This window comes from Mycobacterium sp. (assembly GCF_032159765.1).
Lineage (GTDB): Bacteria > Actinomycetota > Actinomycetes > Mycobacteriales > Mycobacteriaceae > Mycobacterium.
Window position 1 is genome coordinate 1 of the sequence record NZ_JAVHWM010000178.1, and the last position, 19,379, is coordinate 19,379.

The following is a 19,379-nucleotide window of genomic DNA, read 5'->3' on the forward strand; positions in this document are numbered from 1 at the left end:
GCGCTCGTCATCGTCGGAACGATGATGGCCTCAGTGCTGAGGGAGATCGACTTCTCGGACTTCTCCGTGGCGCTGCCCGTCGTCCTGACCGTCGCCGTCATGCCGCTGAGCTACTCGATCGCCAACGGCATCGGTGTCGGTTTCATCGCGTGGGTGGTAGTTCGCGGAGCGTCGGGCAAGGTCCGCGAGATCAGCCCGCTGCTCTGGGTCGTGGCCGTTGGCTTTGTGCTCTATTTCGCCCGCGGCTGGATCGACACGCTGATTGGCGTCGCCTAACTCCAACTATTACCGGATACGTGCCCCCGCGCAGCGATACGCTCCGTTCGCGACGCGTCGAAGGAGTGCGATGAGCGATACTGCTCTTGTCGTGGGGGAAGCGCTGATCGACATCGTTGCGCATCAGGGGCAAGCGCTTGGAGAACATGTCGGCGGCAGCCCACTGAACGTGGCGGTCGGCCTGGCCCTGCTCGGTCGTCGCGTCGAGTTCCTGACATGGATCGGAACTGACCGCCGTGGCCAGCGGATCGCCGACTACCTCCACGACAGCGGCGTCCACCTCGTCGCGGCCAGCACCGGAGCATCGCGCACGGCGACGGCGTTCGCAGAGCTCGATGAAAATGGCTCGGCGACATACACTTTCGACATCGACTGGCAGATATCGTCGAGCGTGAGTCCCGCACAGCCTTTGGTCCTGCATACCGGATCGATAGCCACCGCGCTGGAGCCGGGCTCAACCGGCGTCGACGAGTTGGTCGCCGAGCACAACAGGACAGCCACCATCACCTTCGACCCCAACATCCGATCCGCGTTCTTCGAGAACCCCGCGCAGGCACTGTCCCGGGTAGAAACCGTCGTCGCCCGCTCGGATGTGGTGAAGGCCAGCGACGAGGACATGCGCTGGCTCGAGCCGGACGTAGCGCCCGAGGAGCTCGCCGCACGCTGGCTCTCGCTCGGCCCTGCGATCGTCGCGGTCACTTTCGGAGCAGATGGCTCCTATGCCATCTGTGCGGACGGCGATCTACGGATACCGGCGTACCCCACCGAGGTGGTGGACACGGTGGGCGCAGGCGACTCATTCATGACCGGACTGATCGACGCGTTGTGGGACGCCGGCTTGCTCGGTGCGGACCGGCGCGGACAACTGCGTGACATCCCCGCCGACACGCTTCGGCGGGTAGTCCAGATCGCGGCGCTGTCGTCGGCGCTCACGGTCGCGCGGCCCGGCGCCGCCCTGCCGGATCGCGCAACTCGGGATCGAGCGGCGGAGCGCCTCGGCGCCGACTGAGACGGGCCGGCAGGAGCGAATTTTTCTCGGTGCGTCAACAGCGGTGCGTGGGGGTATACGGCCCCTACCGTGATGAAGATCACATATCGGTCGCGGCTGAAGTGTCAACGAGAGGCGCCGATCATGACGACCACCGAGCACGCCGATCAGCCATCCAAAGCGGCTGCTAACAGCTCCAAACCGGCTCTGGTGTACCCGAAGATGTGGGTGCTGTTCGGTGTGCTGATCTGCTGTTTCACTGCGTGGGGCGTCGCGGCAGACCTCACGACCCCCATGGTGGCCGGCTTCAAGCGCATCTTCGACATGAATACCTTTCAGGCCTCGCTGGTTCAGCTGGCCTACTTCGGTGCGTACTTCCTTCTGGCCATCCCGGCCGCTCTGATCAACCAGCGGTTCGGGTACAAAGCCGGGCTCCTTTCGGGCGTCCTGCTCGCCGCCGCGGGGGCTATCGCCTTCTATCCGGCGAGCAAGATCATGACCTACGAGGCGTTTCTGGCCGCCCTGTTCCTGATCGCGGCCGGGTGCTCGATCCTCGAGACATCGGCAAACCCCTACGTCATGTCATTGGGTCCCGAGGAGACCGCGACGCGCAGACTCAACTTCGCCCAGGCCTTCAATCCCGTCGGCACCAACATCGGTGTGTTGTTGGCCGCGGTACTGATCCTGCCGAAGTTGGACGAGCCGGTGAACATGGCCGATCTGAACCCCGCGCAGGCACAGACGATCCGTGCCGGTCAACTCGGTGCGGTGATGGGGCCTTATCTCGGCCTCGGCTTCGTGTTGATCGCGATCGGGCTGGTGATCGCCATCAAGAAGTCGCCACCGATCGTCGAGGAGTTCGAGTCCGGCGACCTCGAGGGGAAGTCACCTCTTCGGATTCTGCTGTCGAACAAGCGCTACGTGTTCGGCGTCGTTGCGCAGTTCTTCAACGTCGCAGCCCAAGTCTGTACGTGGACGTACCTGATTCAGTACTCCCAGCAGGCGCTGAACGGATCGCTGCAACTGGGTGGATTCCTCCTGCAGATCAGCTTGATCATCTTCCTCATATCCCGGTTCATCATGACGTGGGTGATCGGACGGGTCCGCCCAACGAAGGTACTTACGGTTCTGGGCTTGCTCGCGGTCGCGCTCTGCGTATTCGCGATGTTCTCGCCGAACGTCGCGGGCGTGGCCGCCGTCGTCGCACTGTCCTTCTGTCTGTCTCTGATGTTCCCGACCATCTACGGCGTCGCACTGCAAGGACTGGGTCCCGCAACCAAATTCGGCGCGGCCGGGCTTGTGATGGCCATCGTCGGCGGGGCGATCATGCCGCTCATTCAAGGCCGACTACTCGACGCGACCTCACCGGCGATCTCGTTCGTCGTCCCCGCCGTCTGCTTCGCCGTCGTCACCAGCTTCGCCGTCTTCGACCTGAGGGCCGCACCTCACACAGCGGGAGAAGAGCAATGAAACGCGTCCTGATTATTGCGCTGGCAATGGTTCTCGCGGCATGCGGCGGCAGCCAGAAGGGCAACTTCTCCGATCCGACGGACCGGCTCGAGGTCATGTCGTGGTGGGTTTCCCCATCCGAACATCCGGCCCTCGAGGTCTTGCTCAACGCGTTCAAAGCGCAGAACCCGAACGTCAACGTGACCGACGCGTCGATCGCGGGCGGGGCAGGAAGCAGTGTCCAAGTCGCGCTAGCGGCCCGCCTGCGCGCAGGTGATCCTCCCGACGTCTGGCAGACGTTCGTCGGCAGTTCCCTTCGCGCGTGGGTCAACGCCAGCCAGATCGCAGACGTCTCAGCGGTTTACGAGCGCACAAAATTGGCTCCCACCTTGCCTCCGACATTGCGGGACGCTGCGACCTTCCAGGGTAAGCAATGGGGTGTGCCGACAGGGTCGCATCGCGGAAACGTGTTGTGGTTCAACCTGAAGCTGCTCCACGACGCCGGCGTCGCTCCCCCAGCGGCCGGGTACACCCCGGATGCGTTCAACAACGACCTGGCCAAGGTCGCAGCCAACAGTCGCACACCGCTGTGCCTGGGCGGGAAGGACCGGTTCACCGCGACGGAGCTCTTCGAGAACACTCTGCTCGGTGTGGTCGGACCTGACGGCTGGAAGAAGATCGGTGACGATTCGTTTGACTGGCGGGGAAGCCAACTCCGAGAAGCGATTACACGATTCGGCCAGATCACCTCCCACGTCGACCCGAACGCCGGTGGCCTCACCTGGGACCAGGCGGCGAAGAAGTTGGCGACGGGTGAATGCGCGTTTTTGTCGATGAACGACTCTGTCTACGGCGAGTTGGAGGCGAACCACGTCGCCGAAGGCAAGGACTTCGGATATGTCACCTATCCGGGAACAGCAGGCGCCTACGTTGCGATCATCGACACCTTCGTCGTGTCGGCGGACGCCAAAGACGGGATCAATTCGCTCAAATTTCTTGACACGGTGGCGAATCCGAAGACGACACTCGAGTTCAACAAGCTGAAGGGTTCGGTGCCGGTGCGGAACGATGTCGATGTCGCGTCGCTTTCCGTCTACCAGCGTCAGGCGTCGGATTCCCTATGGCACGACAAGATCCTGCTGTCGATCACCCACGGAGAGCTGATGCCGACGAATTTCCAGCAGGCACTCTATGACGCGGTCGCGACCTTCATGCAAAGCAAGAATGCCGACGCGTTCATCGACACCTTGCAGAACTCGATCGCGGTGCCGCTTCCCGGCGGACGGTGATCCAAGGATCCAGAAGTGGCGTTGCTCAGCGCATCTTCTCGGGAACTGAGTTCAGCGCGTGCAGGACATGTACGGCCAGTTCCCCTGCAGCCTTGTCACTGAGCTTGGAGTGAGTCTGCAACGTGTCCTTGACAAGTTCGAGACGTACGTCGTAGGGCGTGTGGAACGTTGTTGGCGAAGCCATGACATTTCCTTTTTAGCCGGGCATCTTCGCTCGCAACCGAGCTGCCCGATGTCTTTGACACTACGCCCATTAGCGTCGCAGCGTCGGTGCCAGAGTGGCGGTCAGACCGAGGAGCAGCAGATCAAGGCCGCGGTCAAGCTCGGCGGCTCCGTCGTACGACGCGAGTGCCGATGCCAGCGCGCGTACGTGAGGGAACTCGGTCACCGTCAGCCGGTGCAGCCCCAGGCGCAGCACAGCGTCGGTCTCATCGGGCCGCTCGATGACCTCCTGCAGCTCGGTGAGGATGTGGCCGTGCAGATAGCCGAAGAGCACCCGGTAGATGTGCAGGGCATCTACGCCGCTGAAGCCCGCGGAGGTGAGGAGAGCGAGGACATCCTCCAGTGGCCGCAGCATCCCCGGCGGCCGCTGACCCAATGGGGTCGCGAGCGGCCGAGTCACCAGCAGTGCCACCACATTTGGGTGCGCGACTGCCAATCGTCGGAACTCGTGAGCGACGGTGCGCAACTGGCCCGCCCAGTCTGGATCGGCCGTATCAACCCGTAATTGCCCGAGCACCATCTCGGCGACACCGTCGAGCAGTGCCCCCTTGTTCGGTATGTGCCGATACAGCACTGTGGGATCCCGGCCCACCTCGTCACTGAGCCGACGCATAGACAAGCCGTCGAAGCCGTCACGGTCGATTATCCTCAGCGCGGCTTGCAGGATCATCAACCGACTGACGGGGCGGTCGCTTTGGCCGACTGGCGGGTCAGTCCGGTCGGCGCCTCGATCGGGCGCGGCCCGCTGTTTCCGCATCGCGACCAGCACTCCCCTCGCTCATCCTGAGTCAGCCCATCGTAGGTTAACGCAGTACGTCAACATTGTTGACACAATGCAGAATCGGCCGTGGCGACGTCCTGCTTGGCGCCGGTCTGCAGCTTCCGGTCGGAAGCAGTCTCCTGCGCGTCGTCGCACGTGGCCACGAGGAAGCGGTCAGGAAGAGCGAGTCTGTGGACTGTCCGCAGTGTCTGAAGATACTGGTGCGCAAGAGAACCACTGATGTAGGGCAGATCGAACTTGTCGCACAGCGCCCGAACCCGGACGGCGATTTGCGCGTATCGGTTGCTCGGCAGGTCGGGAAACAGGTGGTGTTCGATCTGGTAGCACAAGTTGCCGCTCGAGAATGCAAGCAGCGGGCCGGCTTTGAAATTCGCGGCGCCCAGCATCTGCCGCAGGTACCACTCGGGCCGGTCTTCATTCTTGAGTACGTCGGCGGTGAATTTCTGCACGCCGTCAGGGAAATGACCGCAGAAAATCACGACGTATGCCCATAGGTTGCGTACGAGATTAGCGATGACGTTGGCGGATGCCGTTCTGCGCCAACGCGAACGGCTCATGGCAGGAAAGAGGACATAGTCCTTGACAGCTTGGCGGGAAATCTTTCCGAGTAGGGCTTTCACCCCGGCGCCCTTCTCTGCGCGTGTCGTTGCCGGAGTCCAATTCAAGTCGACGTCGTGCAGGGCGATCCCCCATTCGAATGTGGCCGCCAAGAGGAGGTTCTGAAGTGGTTGTAGCAAATAGCTTGGCCGCCAAGGCTGGTCGCGGGTTACCCGCATCACGCCGAAGCCGAGATCGTCATCCATGCCGATGATGTTGCTGAACTTGTGGTGGCGATAGTTGTGCGCGTACTTCCACTGCGAGGAGAGAGCGACCATGTCCCATTCCCACGTATGGGAGTGAATCTCCGGATCGTTCATCCAATCCCACTGGCCATGGCTCACGTTGTGGCCAATTTCCATGTTCTCGACGATCTTGGCGAAGGCCAACGACGCGGTCCCCAAGGCCCAGCCGGCTCGTGATTTGCTGCAGGCGATGATCAGGCGGGCCGCGAGGTCGAGCGTTCGCTGGAACGTGATCGTGCGTCGAATGTAGGCCGCGTCGGTCGTACCGAGTGACTCCTCGATGTCGAAGCGAATGGAGTCCAGTTCGTTTCCGAGTGTCTCGATGTCCGCCTCACTCAGATGCGAGTACGCGGCGATGTCACCAATTGCCATTGCTTGTCCTGCTGATTCCGGGCCGTGCGGCAAGGGTCTGGGCTCTTGCAAGAACCCGAAATGAGTGCGGACGACCGGCCGGGATGGAGGCGACGGCAGCGCATCGGCGTAGTTTTCAGATTACCGGTGACCACGCCGCATGTCAACGCTGTGGACACACACTAGTTGAGCACGCAGCTCCGGTTTAGCGGTACAGGCGAGTCGGCGTCGTCGGTGACCCCTCGACACCGCTGGCCACCGAATCACGGATGCACCCGCGTCGCTGCACCCGCCCCGACTGCTCACGATCTGCGCTCAGTTGAGGGCGCGGTTGCATTTGTCTAGCTTGCGGATTCAACGCTCTGAGGCGACACAGAAGCATCCGGATGCCGGATCGTCGCGCGTCGGAGCCGACGGTTTTTCATCGGCATCTGCGCCGACTTCTGGTGTTCGAGCTGCCTGACCAGTTCGCGCTTCGCTTCGGAGAGCGCGCGGTTGATGTCCGGGTTCACCGCGACTGCTACCAGCGGCTGATGGCCGGGAAGGATCGTGCGCAATGTGACGCGCTGCTCCTTGCCTCCGCGGTCCTGCAGCGAGACCTCCACGTCCACGTCACGCGGGTCCCACTTTCCCAGGTGCGGCCCGAGAGTTGACAGAGCATTCACCACGTGCGGACGCTCCTTCGCCACGAAGCCAACGCCTACGTGGATCACGTTCTTGCGAAAGGTATTTCGCTGTTGACTTCGGAATCTGTTCATCGCGCCTACCCTCATCATTCGTCGTTTCGGTCTCCTTGACTGACGGGCGGACCATGGGGCCGGGTTGTCCCGACGCGATCCAATCGTCCAGTGCGAGCCCCGATCGTCCGGGAATAGAATCAAGAAGCGCATTAGCTGCCGCGGCCGCAGCGCGGTTCCCAGAACTAGATCTCCAGTAAACGCCCTGGCAGAACTATTGTCAACACTGTTGACAAACAGTGTTGGAGACCACGCGATGCGTCGATCGGTTTCACGGGGCTCTCAACCGTCGAGCGCGGCGAGTAGGTCACCCAGGGGCACGGTAGCGAAGCCGATGGCGGCGTCGCCGATTCCGTAGGGCACCACCAATGTCTCGGCATGCACGAGTGCCCCGCAGGAGTAGACGACATTGGGCACGTAGCCGTCCTGCTCATCGGCGGCGGGGCTCAGTAGTGGCTCGCGGAGCCGACCGATGATCCGGGTCGGGTCGTCGAGATCGAGCAGAATCGCACCGATGCGATACGTGCGCATTGGGCCGACTCCGTGGGTGAGCACCAGCCAGCCAGCGTCGGTTTCGATTGGCGGACCGCAATTCCCGAGTTGCAACGCCTCCCACGCTTCGGTCGGCTGTTGGCAGGGTACCGATTCCGTCCAGACGAACGGATGATCCGCGTAGGCAACAGAATTCGTTTCGCGGTCCGATCTCGACATCGCGGCAAAACGCCCGCGGATCCGGCGGGGAAACAGCGCCAGGCCTTTGTTGGCCGCAGCATGCCCGACCATCGGCGTGGAGGTAAATGACCGGAAATCCTCTGTCTCCAGAAGCTGCTGGCTGATCTGAGATCCGCTATAGGCCGTATAGGTGGCATAGAACCTGACCGACCCGTCGTCGTCAACGAAGCGGACAAAGCGCGCGTCCTCCATGCCGGCGGCTTCGGCGGTCATCTCCGGCCACAGGACCCGCTCGCAAAGCGGTATTCCGGCATCGAATTCGACAGCGTAGGTCCGGTCGGCGATGGTGCGTATCAGTGAAATCGTCTGCTGCGCATGGCTGCGGGTGCTCAGGTGGGTCTGGAGTTTGTCGAGTTGTTCGTCGAGGTCGGCTCGGGTGAACCGCGCGCCGAGCGCGTCGAGGACGTAATCGGCAGCCTCGCCGGCGTCGCGCAACCGTGCGAGCTCACTGCGGAACACGGTCGCGTCGAGCAGCGTCGACGTGACCGACCCGACGCTGGCGAACGGACTCGGTACATCGATCGTGACGCCGCCTGCGCCGTCAACTACGCCGGTGCGGAACCCGATAGACGATCGGTGCCCCTCCCCGATGCCCCGCACGCTCATCACGAATCGCAGGCTTCCCGCAGCGAGGCCCACCTGATCCGGGTGCGCCACAACGCTGGGGTTGCACAGGGCTGCCCCCTCGATGGCGTATTCGCTAGTGAATGTCGCACCCAGCAACAACATTCGCGCCTCTGAGAGTTCCTTATCGGTGTCCAAGCGGTCAGCGAGTTCGCGGGCATGCCGGCCGAAGATGCCGACCAAATCTCGATGGCGCATTTGGAAGCGGCTGACGACATCGTCTAACGACGAGCGCACCTCGTCCTCGTCGAGGGCAAGGACGCGCCCGAGCACAGCTCCCGTGCGGGAGTCCTGCCGCTCGAAACCTTCCTGGCCCGGCACGAACAGCCGGACGATCACCCTCGATGGGTCGGGCGCGAGCTGGTGCGGGCTGCGCGTGACGAGCCCGGCCCGCACGGATGTCATTGCAGGACAGTCGATAAGCGCCGAGCGTGCTGCAAGGTCGAGATCACTGCAAGCGTGGATTCCGCGCCCTGATTGCGGTTCACTCCGTCGGCGTGCAAGCCGTCGTATCCGCCACCGGTGTCCGGGTCCCACATGGATTGCCCGGCGTCGTTTGCGCCCTCGAACCACGCCGCAGCGGCCAGAACGCAGTCAGGCCAGATTGCGCCGGCGTCGACGGCAGTGGCACGTACGCACGCGTCGGCGAGCGTAGACACCTCGATCGGTTGCTGATCGAATCCCGGCCGGAGGTCATCTGCACCCCTACCCGCGGCGGGTGTCGGGGACAAGTGCCCGTCGGCCGTTTCGTACTCGACCAGCCAACCCAACAAATCCAGGCCGCGCTGCCACAATTGTGGCCTTTCGAGTGCCACTCCCGCGGCGATCATTGCCTCGGGGAGAACGGCGTTCGCGTAGGTGAGCCGTGGCTCGGGCCACGGCCACCGAGGGTTGCCGTTCGGTTCGGCGACTCCGGCGGCGTAGTCGGTGATAAGTTGGCGTGCCGCCGAATGCTCGGGCTGGACGGCAAGGAGTTCGGCAGCTCCCAACGCCGCGAAGGCTGACGCCCGCGGCCATCTCGACCGGGCGTGCGCGCCGCGTTCGAACTGAATGACGGCCAGTCTGCGCACCAAGCCGACATCACTGTGCGCGGCGGCCGTTCCGAGCCCCCAGATGCACCTGCCCCAGTGGTCCTCGGTGGTCGGCTCGTCGGTCCAATGGCCATTGCGGTCCATTCGATTACGGCAGGCGCCGGAGAAGGCCTGCGCCTCGTTCAAGAACCGCACCGCAAGGCCGGCAAGACCGTTCAGGTCTCCGTCGGTGTCGGGCTGCCGGGTCGCGACCACGAGGACCCGCGCCATGTCGTCGGTGCAGTAGCCGTGTTCGGGCTGAGGCTCGCTGAGGCAGGCGTGCTCGAAGGTGCCGCGACGGTCTGTCAGTCGCAGCAGGTGGTCGAATTTGGGCGATGGCGTCATGGGGTCACGCCACCTCCCGACGCTGGGCGAGGAGCCGGTGCGCCAGACGCAAATGGGCGCTCGCCACAACCGACCACGCCATCTCGGGCGCCAGTCGGCGTGCCTCGGCCGCCATCGAACCGGCGAGGCGCGGCTGCGTCACGACCTGGCGCAACGCTGATGCCATCGCGCCAGGGTCGTCGTGGCCGACGACGATGCCCGCGCCAGTGCCGAGAAGCTCGACGGCATGAGGAAAAGCGGTGGCCACGACTGGCCGGCCACTCGCGATGGCGTCGACCAGAACACCGGAGCTGACCTGATCGGTGGAGTCGTAGGGCAGTACGACAACCGCCGCGGACTGGACGAGGGCAGTCAGCATTGACACGTCGCGGTAGCGGGCGTCGAAGGACACGCAATCCGCTACTCCGCTGCGCCGCGCTTGTTCCATACGGGCATCGCGGTACGCTTCGCCATCGTTCGCCAGGACCTTCGGGTGCGTCTGTCCGGCAACCAGATATCGCGGCCTGCCGGGGAGATCACGCAGCGAGCCCATCGCTTCGATCACCCGCTCGATACCCTTTCCCGGGCCCAGTAGTCCCCAGGTCAAGAGCGTAGGTCTGGTGGGGCGCTTCAGAGCAGGACCGCTGGGGATGCTCGCACCATGCGGGATTGTGGTGACCTTTCCCCGATCGATGTCGTAACCCTCACACAATCGATGGCCCGCGCCCTGTGACATGACGACGACCTGATCCGCCATCGTTACAATCGCCTCGAGCACCGAACGCTGGTGTGGCGTAGGATCTTTGAGGATCGTGTGGGCAATCACGATCGACGGCACATGCACTCCGCCGATGATGTCCACCACTTCGTCGCCGTCGATGCCACCGTAGATCCCATATTCATGCTGGATCACCGCGACATCACTCTGGTTCAACAAGTCTGCGCATGCCGACACCGATGATGCTGAGCCGTTGACCAGTTCTCCGATCACCCGGTCACTCGAAGACCGCGACCCGTCGGCCACCCTTACGACACTGACGTCGGCGCCATGCGTGCACAGCGCATCGGACAGAGCCGCGGTGAACGTCGCCAGCCCGCAGGGTGTCGGCGGATATGTACTGAGGACGCCGACCTTTGCAGGTCCGGAAAAATGTTGTGCACCAAGAGGGTGAAGCAGCGATGGAAAGAAGGTTGGAGCGTTCAAGGCATTCCCGACGGGCGGTTGATGCGGGCGTGTCCGGCGTGAGCGGTTGCTCGGCGATCAGCTGAAGAGGGCTGGGGCGCATCCCGGACTGACTGGGTTCCCAATACCCTGACCGTACACCCCAGCAGTGAACTCAGGGCGTCGGGCAGGCCCGCTGCTCTAGGTCGTGGCCGTTGGCTTTGTGCTCTATTTCGCCTGGGGATGGATCGACACGCTGTTTGGTGCGTGACGCGTAGCGCCCGCCTGACGCCCGCGAAACTGAAGCTGCGGCGGTCCTCGCCGGCGTGTCGTCGCAGTGGCTGCAGTTTCGCGAATGCGAGTGTCCCGGCCGCTTCGGCGTGTCAGGTCCGGGTGCGGGCTTGCCGATGATTCACTCGCGTTGTGGAAGCTGCCGATACGCGCGCAACGACGCGACTAGCAGCCATTCGTCCCGGGGTCGCCGCCCTGGTCGGCGTGGCTGTCGGCATCGGGATAAGCCTCGGCGCGCCGATCGAGTACGCGCCAGCCACGGGATGGATCGCGGCGGCAATCGTCTACCTGTCCTGGACATGGATCACGGTGGGACGGATGAGCCCACAGCGAACCGCCTCGCATGCGACCCGCGAGGACCCGACGCAGACGATGACGGACTCGCTGATGGTCGCCGCCAGCTTGGCCAGTCTGCTCGGCGTCGGCCTTGTATTGATGGCGGGATCGAAGAGCGGCGGGGAAGCCGACATCGCCGCCGCGGTCGGCTTCGGCGCGGTCGTCGCGGCCTGGTTGATCGTGCACAGCGTCTTCACGCTGCGCTACGCGCGCCTCTACTACCAAGGCCCCCAGGTCGGCGGCATCGACTTCAACCAGGACGAAGATCCGGCGTACGCCGACTTCGCCTATCTCGCCTTCACGCTCGGCATGACCTACCAGGTATCTGACACCGACCTGCAGACGCGCACGATCCGCGCCACCGCGCTGCGACAGGCTTTACTGTCCTACCTGCTCGGAGCGGTGATTTTGGCGACAACGATCAACCTCATTGCGGGCCTCGGCAATTCCCACCACTGATGCCTCCTTGTAGCGCAACTCATCCGCCGTTCGCTTCAATGCTCTAGTGATCGGTGCGTGGCTGGGTTTCGCCGCAGGGGTCTTCGTTGTCGTCGGAACTCTGTCGAGCATCGTCGGCACCCTTGTGGTGCCACGCAGTATCAACTCGCGGATCTCGCGGCTGATCGACCGCGTACTGGACGCCGTCTTCCTGCAACTGGCCAGGCGCGTCCCGACGTATCGGCTTCGTGACCGCATCTTTGCCTGGCAGTCGCCGCTGGCGCTGCTGGTGCGGCTCGCGGCATGGCTCGCCTTGCTCGTCACCGGTTTTGCGCTGACGCTGCTACCCAGCCAGGACGGCCGATGGGGACCGGCTTTCGCTGACGCGGGATCGTCGATGTTCACGCTCGGCTACGCCGCACCGGTCAGCACGGGCAGCACCACGCTCGAATACGTCGCAGCGTTCACCGGACTGGTCGTCATCGGTTTGCAGGTCGGCTATCTACCTGCCCTCTACGCCGCGTTCAACCGGCGCGAGACGGAGGTGAGCCTGCTTGCTTCCCGTGCGGGGGTGCCGGCGTGGGGACCCGAAATTCTCGCCCGCACCCGGTGGGGCATCTATGAAAGCGACACCCGAACCGTGCTCGACGAGCTGTTCACCGCATGGGAGCGATGGGCCGCCGAGGTCGCCGAATCCCACACCACCTATCCGACGTTGACCAGATTCCGGTCACCGCGCCCGCTCTCACACTGGCTGATCTCGCTGATCGCAGTGATGGACGCCGCGGCTTTGCACTTGGCGCTGGCTCCCTCGCGGGAACCGAAACTGTCTGCGCGGCTGTCACTTCGGATGGGCTTCGTCGCGCTGGAACAGATCGCGGCCACGCTGCGGCTGCAGGTACCCGATGATCCGGACCCGGACGCACCGATCGCGGTGTCGTTCGACGAATTCAGGCACGCCACCGCAATGCTTCGCGACGTCGGGTATCCGATCGAGCGCACTGACGAGCAGGCGTGGCCGCACTTTCGTGGATGGCGCGCCAACTACGACACCGCTGCGCTGCTGTTGGCAAGGCAACTCGACGCACCACACGCGCTGTGGACCGGCCCGCGGCGGTGGCCGTCGACGCCGATCCCCCCGCGCCGACCGGCAGCCAAGCTCGCTCGCGACGCGCAATAGCCGCACGCAGTCCTGCGCGGGCCCGTCATCCGGCCGTGACCGGAATCCGATCTGTTGCAGGGGCATCCGAACCGCCGCGTGGCCGAACCGGGCGGGTACGTACCCGCTGCGGCCACCAGAACCAGCGTCCGAGCATTGCCGCGATCGACGGCGTCATGAACGACCGCACGATCAGCGTGTCGAACAGCAGGCCGAGACCGATGGTGGTGCCGACCTGGGCCATGATCCGAAGATCACTGAAAGCGAAGGAGGCCATCGTCGCCGCGAACACCAGGCCGGCGGCGGTCACCACTCCGCCGGTCCCCGCCATTGCCCGGATGATTCCGGTTTTCAGGCCCGCGTGGATCTCCTCCCGGAAGCGCGAAACCAGGAGCAGGTTGTAGTCCGACCCCACCGCCAGCAGCAGGATGACCGACATCGCCAGCACCATCCAGTGCAGATAGATGCCCAGAATGTGTTGCCAGAGAAGCACGGAGAGCCCAAACGACGCGCCGAGAGACAACAGGACGGTGCCGACGATAACCGCCGCGGCGACCACACTGCGCGTGATGATCAGCATGATGATGAAGATCAAGCACGCTGCGGCGATGCCCGCGATCAGCAGGTCCCAGTTCGACCCCTCCTGCATGTCCTTGTAAGTCGCCGCGGTGCCGCCAAGGTAGATCTTCGATCCCTCCAGGGGTGTGCCCTTGATCGCCTCGAACGCCGCATTCTTGATCGTCGGGATGTGCGAAATGCCTTCGGGCGTTGCGGGATCGCCTTCGTGCGAGATGATGAAGCGGACCGCCTTACCGTCGGGTGAGACGAACATCTTCAGGCCGCGTTTGAAGTCAGGGTTGTCGAACACCTCGGGCGGCAGATAGAACGAGTCGTCGTTCTTGGACGCATCGAACGCCTCGCCCATCGCCGTCGCGTTCTTCTGCAAGGCCTCCATCTGGCTCTGCTGGCCATTCTGCGTCTGATACATCGTCAGCATCATGTTGCGCATGGTCGACATGGTCTCGATCATCGGCGGCATGATTGTCAGCAGCTGAGGCATCGTCTCGTCGAGCCGGTGCAGGTCGGCGTCGAGGTTCGCCAAGTCGTCGGCGACCAGGTCGATGCCGTCGAGCGTGTCGAATATCGACCGCAGCGACCAACAGACCGGGATGTCGAAACAGTGCGGCTCCCAATAGAAGTAATTGCGCACCGGCCGGAAGAAATCATCGAAATCGGCGATGTGATCCCGCAATTCGTTGGTGTCTTCCATGGTTTGGTCGGTCTTCTGCACCATCGAGTGGGTGATCGCGACGAGTTGCGTTGTCACTGCCAGCATGTGCCGCAAGTTGTCGATGGTCTTGCCCATCTCGTCGGCCTGGACCAGCATGTCGGCCATCCGCTCCTGCAGATAGGTCCGGTTCATCGTCTGCGTGGTGCCCTGCATGCTGATCAGGAACGGGATCGACGTGTGTTCGATCGGCGTGCCCAGCGGCCGGGTGATGGTCTGGACGCGGCCGACGCCGGGCTGGTGGAAGATTCCCTTGGCGATCCGGTCGACGACCAGCATGTCGGCCGGGTTACGCACGTCGTGATCCGTTTCAAGCAGCAGCAGTTCGGGATTCATCCTGGCTTGCGGGAAATGCCGGTCGGCGGCTGCGTATCCGACATTGGCGGGGACGTCGGGGGGCAGATAGTAACGGTTGTTGTAGCTCGTCTTGTAGGCCGGAAGCGCGCCCAAGCCGACCACCGCCAGCGCGCACGATGCGACGAGAATCGGTGCGGGCCAACGCACTATGGCCGTACCGACCCGGCGCCAGAACCGCGTCTTGATCTTGCGTTTGGGGTCGAACAACCCGACCTTGCCACCCACGACGATCATGGCGGGGCCGAGCGTCAGCGCAGCGACGACGGCAACCAGCATGCCGACCGCGCATGGCACCCCGAGCGATTGGAAGTAGGGCAATCGCGTGAAGCTCAGACAGTACATCGCCCCCGCGATCGTCAAGCCGGAGCCAAGGATGACGTGCGCCGTGCCATGAAACATGGTGTAGTACGCGGTTTTTCGGTCCTCGCCTGATTGGCGCGCCTCTTGATAGCGACCGATGAGGAATATCGCGTAGTCGGTGCCGGCGGCGATGGCCAGCAGGACCAGCAGGTTCACCGCGAATGTCGAAAGGTCAATAATGTTGTTGTTACCGAGAAAGGCGACGATCCCCCGCGCCGCGCCCAGCTCGATGAAGACCATGAGCAATATGAGGACGACGGTCAGGATCGAGCGGTAGACGACCAGCAGCATCAGCGCGATCACGCCAATGGTGATCATGGTGACCTTCGCGACACTCTTGTCACCCGCGTGGTGCTGGTCGGCGAGCAGCGCCGTCGGACCGGTGACGTAGACCTTTATTCCCTGCGGGGGTGGCGTGCCCTCGACAATCTTGTGCACGGCTTCGACCGACTCATTGGCCAGGCTCTCGCCCTGATTGCCAGCCAGGTAGAGCTGCACATAGGCCGCCTTGCCGTCGGCGCTCTGCGCGCCGGCCGCCGTGAGCGGATCGCCCCAGAAGTCCTGGATGTGCTCGACGTGCTTCTTGTCCGCCTCGAGCTTTTTGACCAGGCCGTCGTAGTAGTGGTGGGCGTCCGGGCCCAGCGGCTGGTCGCTCTCGAGCAGGACCATCGCCGAGCTGTCGGAATCGAATTCCTTGAAGTCCTGGCCGACCCGCTTCATGGCCTGTATCGACGGTGCATCTTTGGGGCTCATCGAGACGGTGTGCGCCTCGCCGACCTTCTCCAATTGCGGCACAAACATGTTCAGGACAACGGTCAGCCCTATCCAGAACAGGAGCATCGGCACCGATGCGAGGCGCAGCGCGTGGGCAAGCCGGGGCTGCGCGAACGGGTGGTCGGCGTGCGGGTCGGTCACCTCGGTGGTCCCGTCGGTGCTCACGGGACCATCCGTGTGGAATGGCGACGACGATCCGCGGCGCGCACATCCCCGGCATCATCCGCGACGCCGGCCATCGTCATTCCTTCCGCTTGGCATGCCAACAGTCAGTTAGCCCACTTAAGAATTAAGAGATTATGCCAAGTGGTTGAGATGAACGCCGCTAACCCCGAAACTGAGAGCTGGCTGTGAACCCGTAAGACAGGACCGACGGTAAGTTGTCCGCGAGCCGCTGACGCGGTCTGAGGCGGATCGAGAGATCGTTGAACCATGCGAGTTGACGGGCGGACCATCACGGTCTCGGGCCACCTGCTGCAACCGCTGACCCGGCGAACCAACGAAATGCTTCGCGTTGCCCTCGCGGCCGGGTTCCTTGCGCTCGTGATCGCCGGTTCGCTGATCACCCGGACCAAGTGGGTCGCACTCGAGCGATCCATTTCCCGCATTGTCGGCGTCCTGGCACCCGCCCAGGCCAGCCTCGTCTATTTGATCTACGGCGTCGCGATCGTCGCACTTCCCTTTGTGATTCTGATCGGACTGATCATCAGCCGTCGATGGCAGCTCCTCGGCGCGTACGGGGCAGCGGGACTGGTTGCCGTGTTGGCGCTGTCGATCAAACGCAGCGGCTTCTCCAGGCCGCAGTGGCACTTCGACCTGTCCGACAAGCTCGACACCAATCTGTCGCGATTCCTTGATGACCCCCGGTGGATCGCGATGCTGGCCGCGGTTCTGACGGTGTCGGGGCCGTGGGTCCCTGCCAGCTGGCGGCGCTGGTGGTGGGCGCTGCTGCTGGCGTTTGTGCCGATCCACCTTCTGGTGTCCGCCGTGGTTCCCGCCGACACCCTCCTTGGGCTTGCGGTCGGCTGGTTCGTCGGAGCGCTCGTGGTGCTGATCGTCGGGACACCCGCGCTGGAGGTCCCGCTCGAAGACGCCGTGCGCGCGCTGGACCGCCAGGGCGTGACGGTCACCGAGCTCACGGTGGTGCACCCCGCCACTGGCGGGCCGCTCGTGCTGTCCGCGAAATCGATACAGCCGGAGGCGACGACGATCGTCGAGCTGTTCGGCCCGGACCACCGCAGCGGCAGGACGATGGGCCAGCTGTGGCGAAAGCTGCGGCTGCGGGGCAGCGAAACCGTGCCGTTGCAAACCTCTCTGCGCCGCACCGTGGAACATCGCGCGTTGATGGCGATCGCGATCGACCAGCTCGGCCTGGCCAACGCGTCACCCGTTGCCGTCGCCCCGCTCAACGGCGACTGGATGCTCTACGCGTGCACCCCGGAGCGCGGGACGCCGCTCGACGACGCCGCCGAATCGACGGACGTCACCGACGTGTGGAAATCGCTACATAAACTGCACGACCAACAGATCTCGCACGGCGACCTGCGCGGCATGGAGATCACCGTCGATGACGGCGCCGTGCGGTTCGGCGGGTTCGGCAGTGCGGAATACGGCGCGACCGATTCCCAACTCCAGTCGGACATCGCCCAACTCCTGGTGACCACGGCAGACACCTACGGTCAAAAGGCGGCGGTCGCCGCGGCCATCGACGTCTGCGGTAAGCAGACCATCCTCGAGGCATCCCGCCGACTCTCGAAAGTCGCTGTGCCCAAACGAATCCGCGACTCCGTCAACAAGGCCGGCGCTGTCATCAACGACACACGTGACGAGGTCAAGCGTCAGACAGGCACCGATCAGATCAAAACGGAGACGATCACCCGGTTCACGCCCATCCAGCTGATACAACTCGCGCTGCTCGCCACGTTGGTTTACGTGGCTTATCCCTTCATCAGCGCGCTTCCGACATTCGTCTCCGAGCTGCGAACCACCCACTGGTGGTGGGCACTACTCGGACTTGCGGTCTCGGCGATGACATACGTCGGTGCCGCCGCCTCGCTGTGGGCGTGCGCGGACGGGTTGGTGGACTTCAAGACTCTGGTTGTGATGCAGGTGGCCAACACCTTTGCGGCCACGACCACTCCGGCGGGCGTCGGCGGCCTCGCGCTGAGTACCCGGTTCTTGCAGAAGGGCGGCTTGACTGCGGTGCGCGCGACGGCATCGGTCGCCCTTCAGCAGACGGTGCAGGTCGTCGTCCACATCGCGCTGCTCATCGTCTTCACGACCGCGGCAGGCGTGACGGCGGACCTCTCTCACTTCGTCCCGTCCGCCACGATCCTGTACCTGATCGGAGGGTTGGCGCTCGGTGGGGTCGGCGTCTTCCTGTTGGTGCCACGGCTGCGGCGCTGGCTCGGGATGGAATTGCGGCCGCGCATCGCTGAGGTCGGGCGCGATCTCCGTGAACTCGCATTCGAACCCAAACGCCTGGCAATCATCGTTCTCGGTGTTGCCACAACAACTCTCGGCGCGGCACTGGCCCTGTGGTCCAGCCTTCAGGCGTTCGGCGGTGGCACCTCGTTCGTCGCGGTCACCGTCGTGACCATGGTCGGTGGAACGCTTGCCTCGGCCGCACCGACTCCCGGGGGCATCGGCGCCGTGGAGGCCGCGCTGATCGGCGGTCTGGCGGCGTTCGGGGTGTCTCCGGCCGTGGCCGTGCCGTCCGTGCTGCTATACCGGGTGCTCACCTGCTGGCTGCCGGTGGTGGTCGGCTGGCGGGTGATGCGGTGGGCGACTGAGCGGGAGCTGATCTAAGGACGGCAACCCTGCGGCTTCGGAAGGCGCGTGATCATGACGCCGCCGTCGGTCAGTGACACGCCGATCGTGTCGGCGGCGAACCCCCACGCCCATGACGTCATGTTGTCGGTCACCTCGCCGCACCACGGCATGCCGTTCAACTCGGCGTGGGTGGGCAATTCGGACCGCATCAGCGCCACCAGCCGGTCGTAGCTGCCCGGAACCTCCCAGAACTCGAACCCCGGGGGCGCGGGCTTTCCTGAGTACTGCCGTGCTCCGGGGGGCAGCGTCACTTCCGGAACCAGAAGCGAACGCGGACCGCCCAAATCGGGAAGCGGGTTGCTGGGCGGTTGCGCGACCGCAGACGCCGACGGATGCACCGCCGCAGAGGACGACGACGGCAGCGGCTCCGGTTGTTTCACCGCCAGGACACCGATGACCACGGCGGCGACGATCACCAACGGCGCGACGAGCGCCAACCATCCGTACGGATTGCGTCGACGCAATCGCGGTGCCATCGGTCTCCCTCCCCGTTCGCGTTGCGGCTATCCGGTGTGTGCCGGGTGTCCTTCGGCTATCCGACCACATCCGGCGTCGTCGCGCGCTTCGGTTGGAGAAATTGGCGGTCGGCGCCCTCTACCGCGATGTGCCGGATTCTCCGCGTGTGTGGTTGCGCGGCTTGTCGTTCTGGGGCCCTTTCACCGACGCGTTATCGGGCTGATGGCGCTTACGGAACGAG

Annotated in this window: 15 protein-coding genes and 1 pseudogene; 7 read left to right on the forward strand and 9 right to left on the reverse strand. The window is 64.1% G+C overall.

Annotated features, from left to right (window positions below):
• The 4 genes and pseudogenes from QOH60_RS21775 to QOH60_RS21790 form a co-directional block, all read left to right on the forward strand.
• Window positions 1-276 (forward strand): annotated as a pseudogene (locus tag QOH60_RS21775) (NCS2 family permease); the annotation flags it as partial.
• Between the two features lie 70 nt (window positions 277-346).
• Window positions 347-1,285, forward strand: coding sequence for a carbohydrate kinase family protein (locus QOH60_RS21780; protein WP_526423946.1), 939 nt, complete (start codon window positions 347-349; stop codon window positions 1,283-1,285).
• A gap of 123 nt (window positions 1,286-1,408) precedes the next feature.
• A complete protein-coding gene (gene fucP / locus QOH60_RS21785; protein ID WP_526423947.1) occupies window positions 1,409-2,734 on the forward strand; it encodes an L-fucose:H+ symporter permease in 1,326 nt (441 codons plus the stop codon).
• On the forward strand, window positions 2,731-4,002 hold the full coding sequence (locus QOH60_RS21790) for an ABC transporter substrate-binding protein (protein WP_526423948.1): 1,272 nt from the start codon (window positions 2,731-2,733) through the stop codon (window positions 4,000-4,002). Before fucP ends, QOH60_RS21790 begins: the two co-directional genes overlap by 4 nt.
• Window positions 4,003-4,027: 25 nt before the next feature.
• Here the strand turns inward: QOH60_RS21790 and QOH60_RS21795 are convergent, their stop codons facing one another.
• The 7 genes from QOH60_RS21795 to QOH60_RS21825 all read right to left on the reverse strand — a co-directional run bounded on the left by QOH60_RS21795 (window position 4,028) and on the right by QOH60_RS21825 (window position 10,889).
• A complete protein-coding gene (locus QOH60_RS21795) occupies window positions 4,028-4,186 on the reverse strand; it encodes a DUF6307 family protein (protein ID WP_526423949.1) in 159 nt (52 codons plus the stop codon).
• Window positions 4,187-4,255: 69 nt separating this feature from the next.
• A complete protein-coding gene (locus QOH60_RS21800; protein ID WP_526423950.1) occupies window positions 4,256-4,894 on the reverse strand; it encodes a TetR/AcrR family transcriptional regulator in 639 nt (212 codons plus the stop codon).
• 146 nt (window positions 4,895-5,040) lie between these two features.
• Entirely contained in the window at window positions 5,041-6,219 is a 1,179-nt protein-coding gene (locus tag QOH60_RS21805) for a fatty acid desaturase family protein (RefSeq protein WP_526423951.1), read from the reverse strand.
• Between the two features lie 320 nt (window positions 6,220-6,539).
• Entirely contained in the window at window positions 6,540-6,956 is a 417-nt protein-coding gene (locus QOH60_RS21810) for a hypothetical protein (protein ID WP_526423952.1), read from the reverse strand.
• A gap of 261 nt (window positions 6,957-7,217) precedes the next feature.
• Window positions 7,218-8,696: a glycoside hydrolase family 130 protein gene (locus tag QOH60_RS21815; RefSeq protein WP_526423953.1), complete on the reverse strand. Its 1,479-nt coding sequence runs from the start codon at window positions 8,694-8,696 to the stop codon at window positions 7,218-7,220.
• Complete coding sequence (locus tag QOH60_RS21820) at window positions 8,693-9,706, reverse strand: glycosyltransferase (protein WP_526423954.1); 1,014 nt, start codon at window positions 9,704-9,706, stop codon at window positions 8,693-8,695. Before QOH60_RS21820 ends, QOH60_RS21815 begins: the two co-directional genes overlap by 4 nt.
• Window positions 9,707-9,710: 4 nt before the next feature.
• On the reverse strand, window positions 9,711-10,889 hold the full coding sequence (locus QOH60_RS21825) for a glycosyltransferase (RefSeq protein ID WP_526423955.1): 1,179 nt from the start codon (window positions 10,887-10,889) through the stop codon (window positions 9,711-9,713).
• A 381-nt stretch (window positions 10,890-11,270) separates the two neighbouring features.
• Between QOH60_RS21825 and QOH60_RS21830 the strand changes: the two genes are divergently transcribed.
• Together QOH60_RS21830 and QOH60_RS21835 are read left to right on the forward strand one after the other, a co-directional pair.
• Window positions 11,271-11,933 carry a DUF1345 domain-containing protein gene (locus QOH60_RS21830; protein WP_526423956.1) on the forward strand — a complete coding sequence of 221 codons (663 nt, stop codon included), beginning with the start codon at window positions 11,271-11,273 and terminating at the stop codon, window positions 11,931-11,933.
• 46 nt (window positions 11,934-11,979) lie between these two features.
• Complete coding sequence (locus QOH60_RS21835) at window positions 11,980-13,092, forward strand: hypothetical protein (RefSeq protein ID WP_526423957.1); 1,113 nt, start codon at window positions 11,980-11,982, stop codon at window positions 13,090-13,092.
• Window positions 13,093-13,117: 25 nt separating this feature from the next.
• Here the strand turns inward: QOH60_RS21835 and QOH60_RS21840 are convergent, their stop codons facing one another.
• Window positions 13,118-15,991, reverse strand: a complete 2,874-nt coding sequence (locus QOH60_RS21840; protein ID WP_526424147.1) for an MMPL/RND family transporter — start codon at window positions 15,989-15,991, stop codon at window positions 13,118-13,120.
• A 291-nt stretch (window positions 15,992-16,282) separates the two neighbouring features.
• Between QOH60_RS21840 and QOH60_RS21845 the strand changes: the two genes are divergently transcribed.
• Complete coding sequence (locus QOH60_RS21845) at window positions 16,283-18,658, forward strand: lysylphosphatidylglycerol synthase transmembrane domain-containing protein (RefSeq protein WP_526423958.1); 2,376 nt, start codon at window positions 16,283-16,285, stop codon at window positions 18,656-18,658.
• On the opposite strand, the gene QOH60_RS21850 is transcribed toward QOH60_RS21845, so the two are convergent.
• A complete protein-coding gene (locus QOH60_RS21850; RefSeq protein WP_526423959.1) occupies window positions 18,655-19,158 on the reverse strand; it encodes a hypothetical protein in 504 nt (167 codons plus the stop codon). The two genes, QOH60_RS21845 and QOH60_RS21850, sit on opposite strands and share 4 nt — an antisense overlap.
• Between the last annotated feature and the right edge of the window lie 221 nt (window positions 19,159-19,379).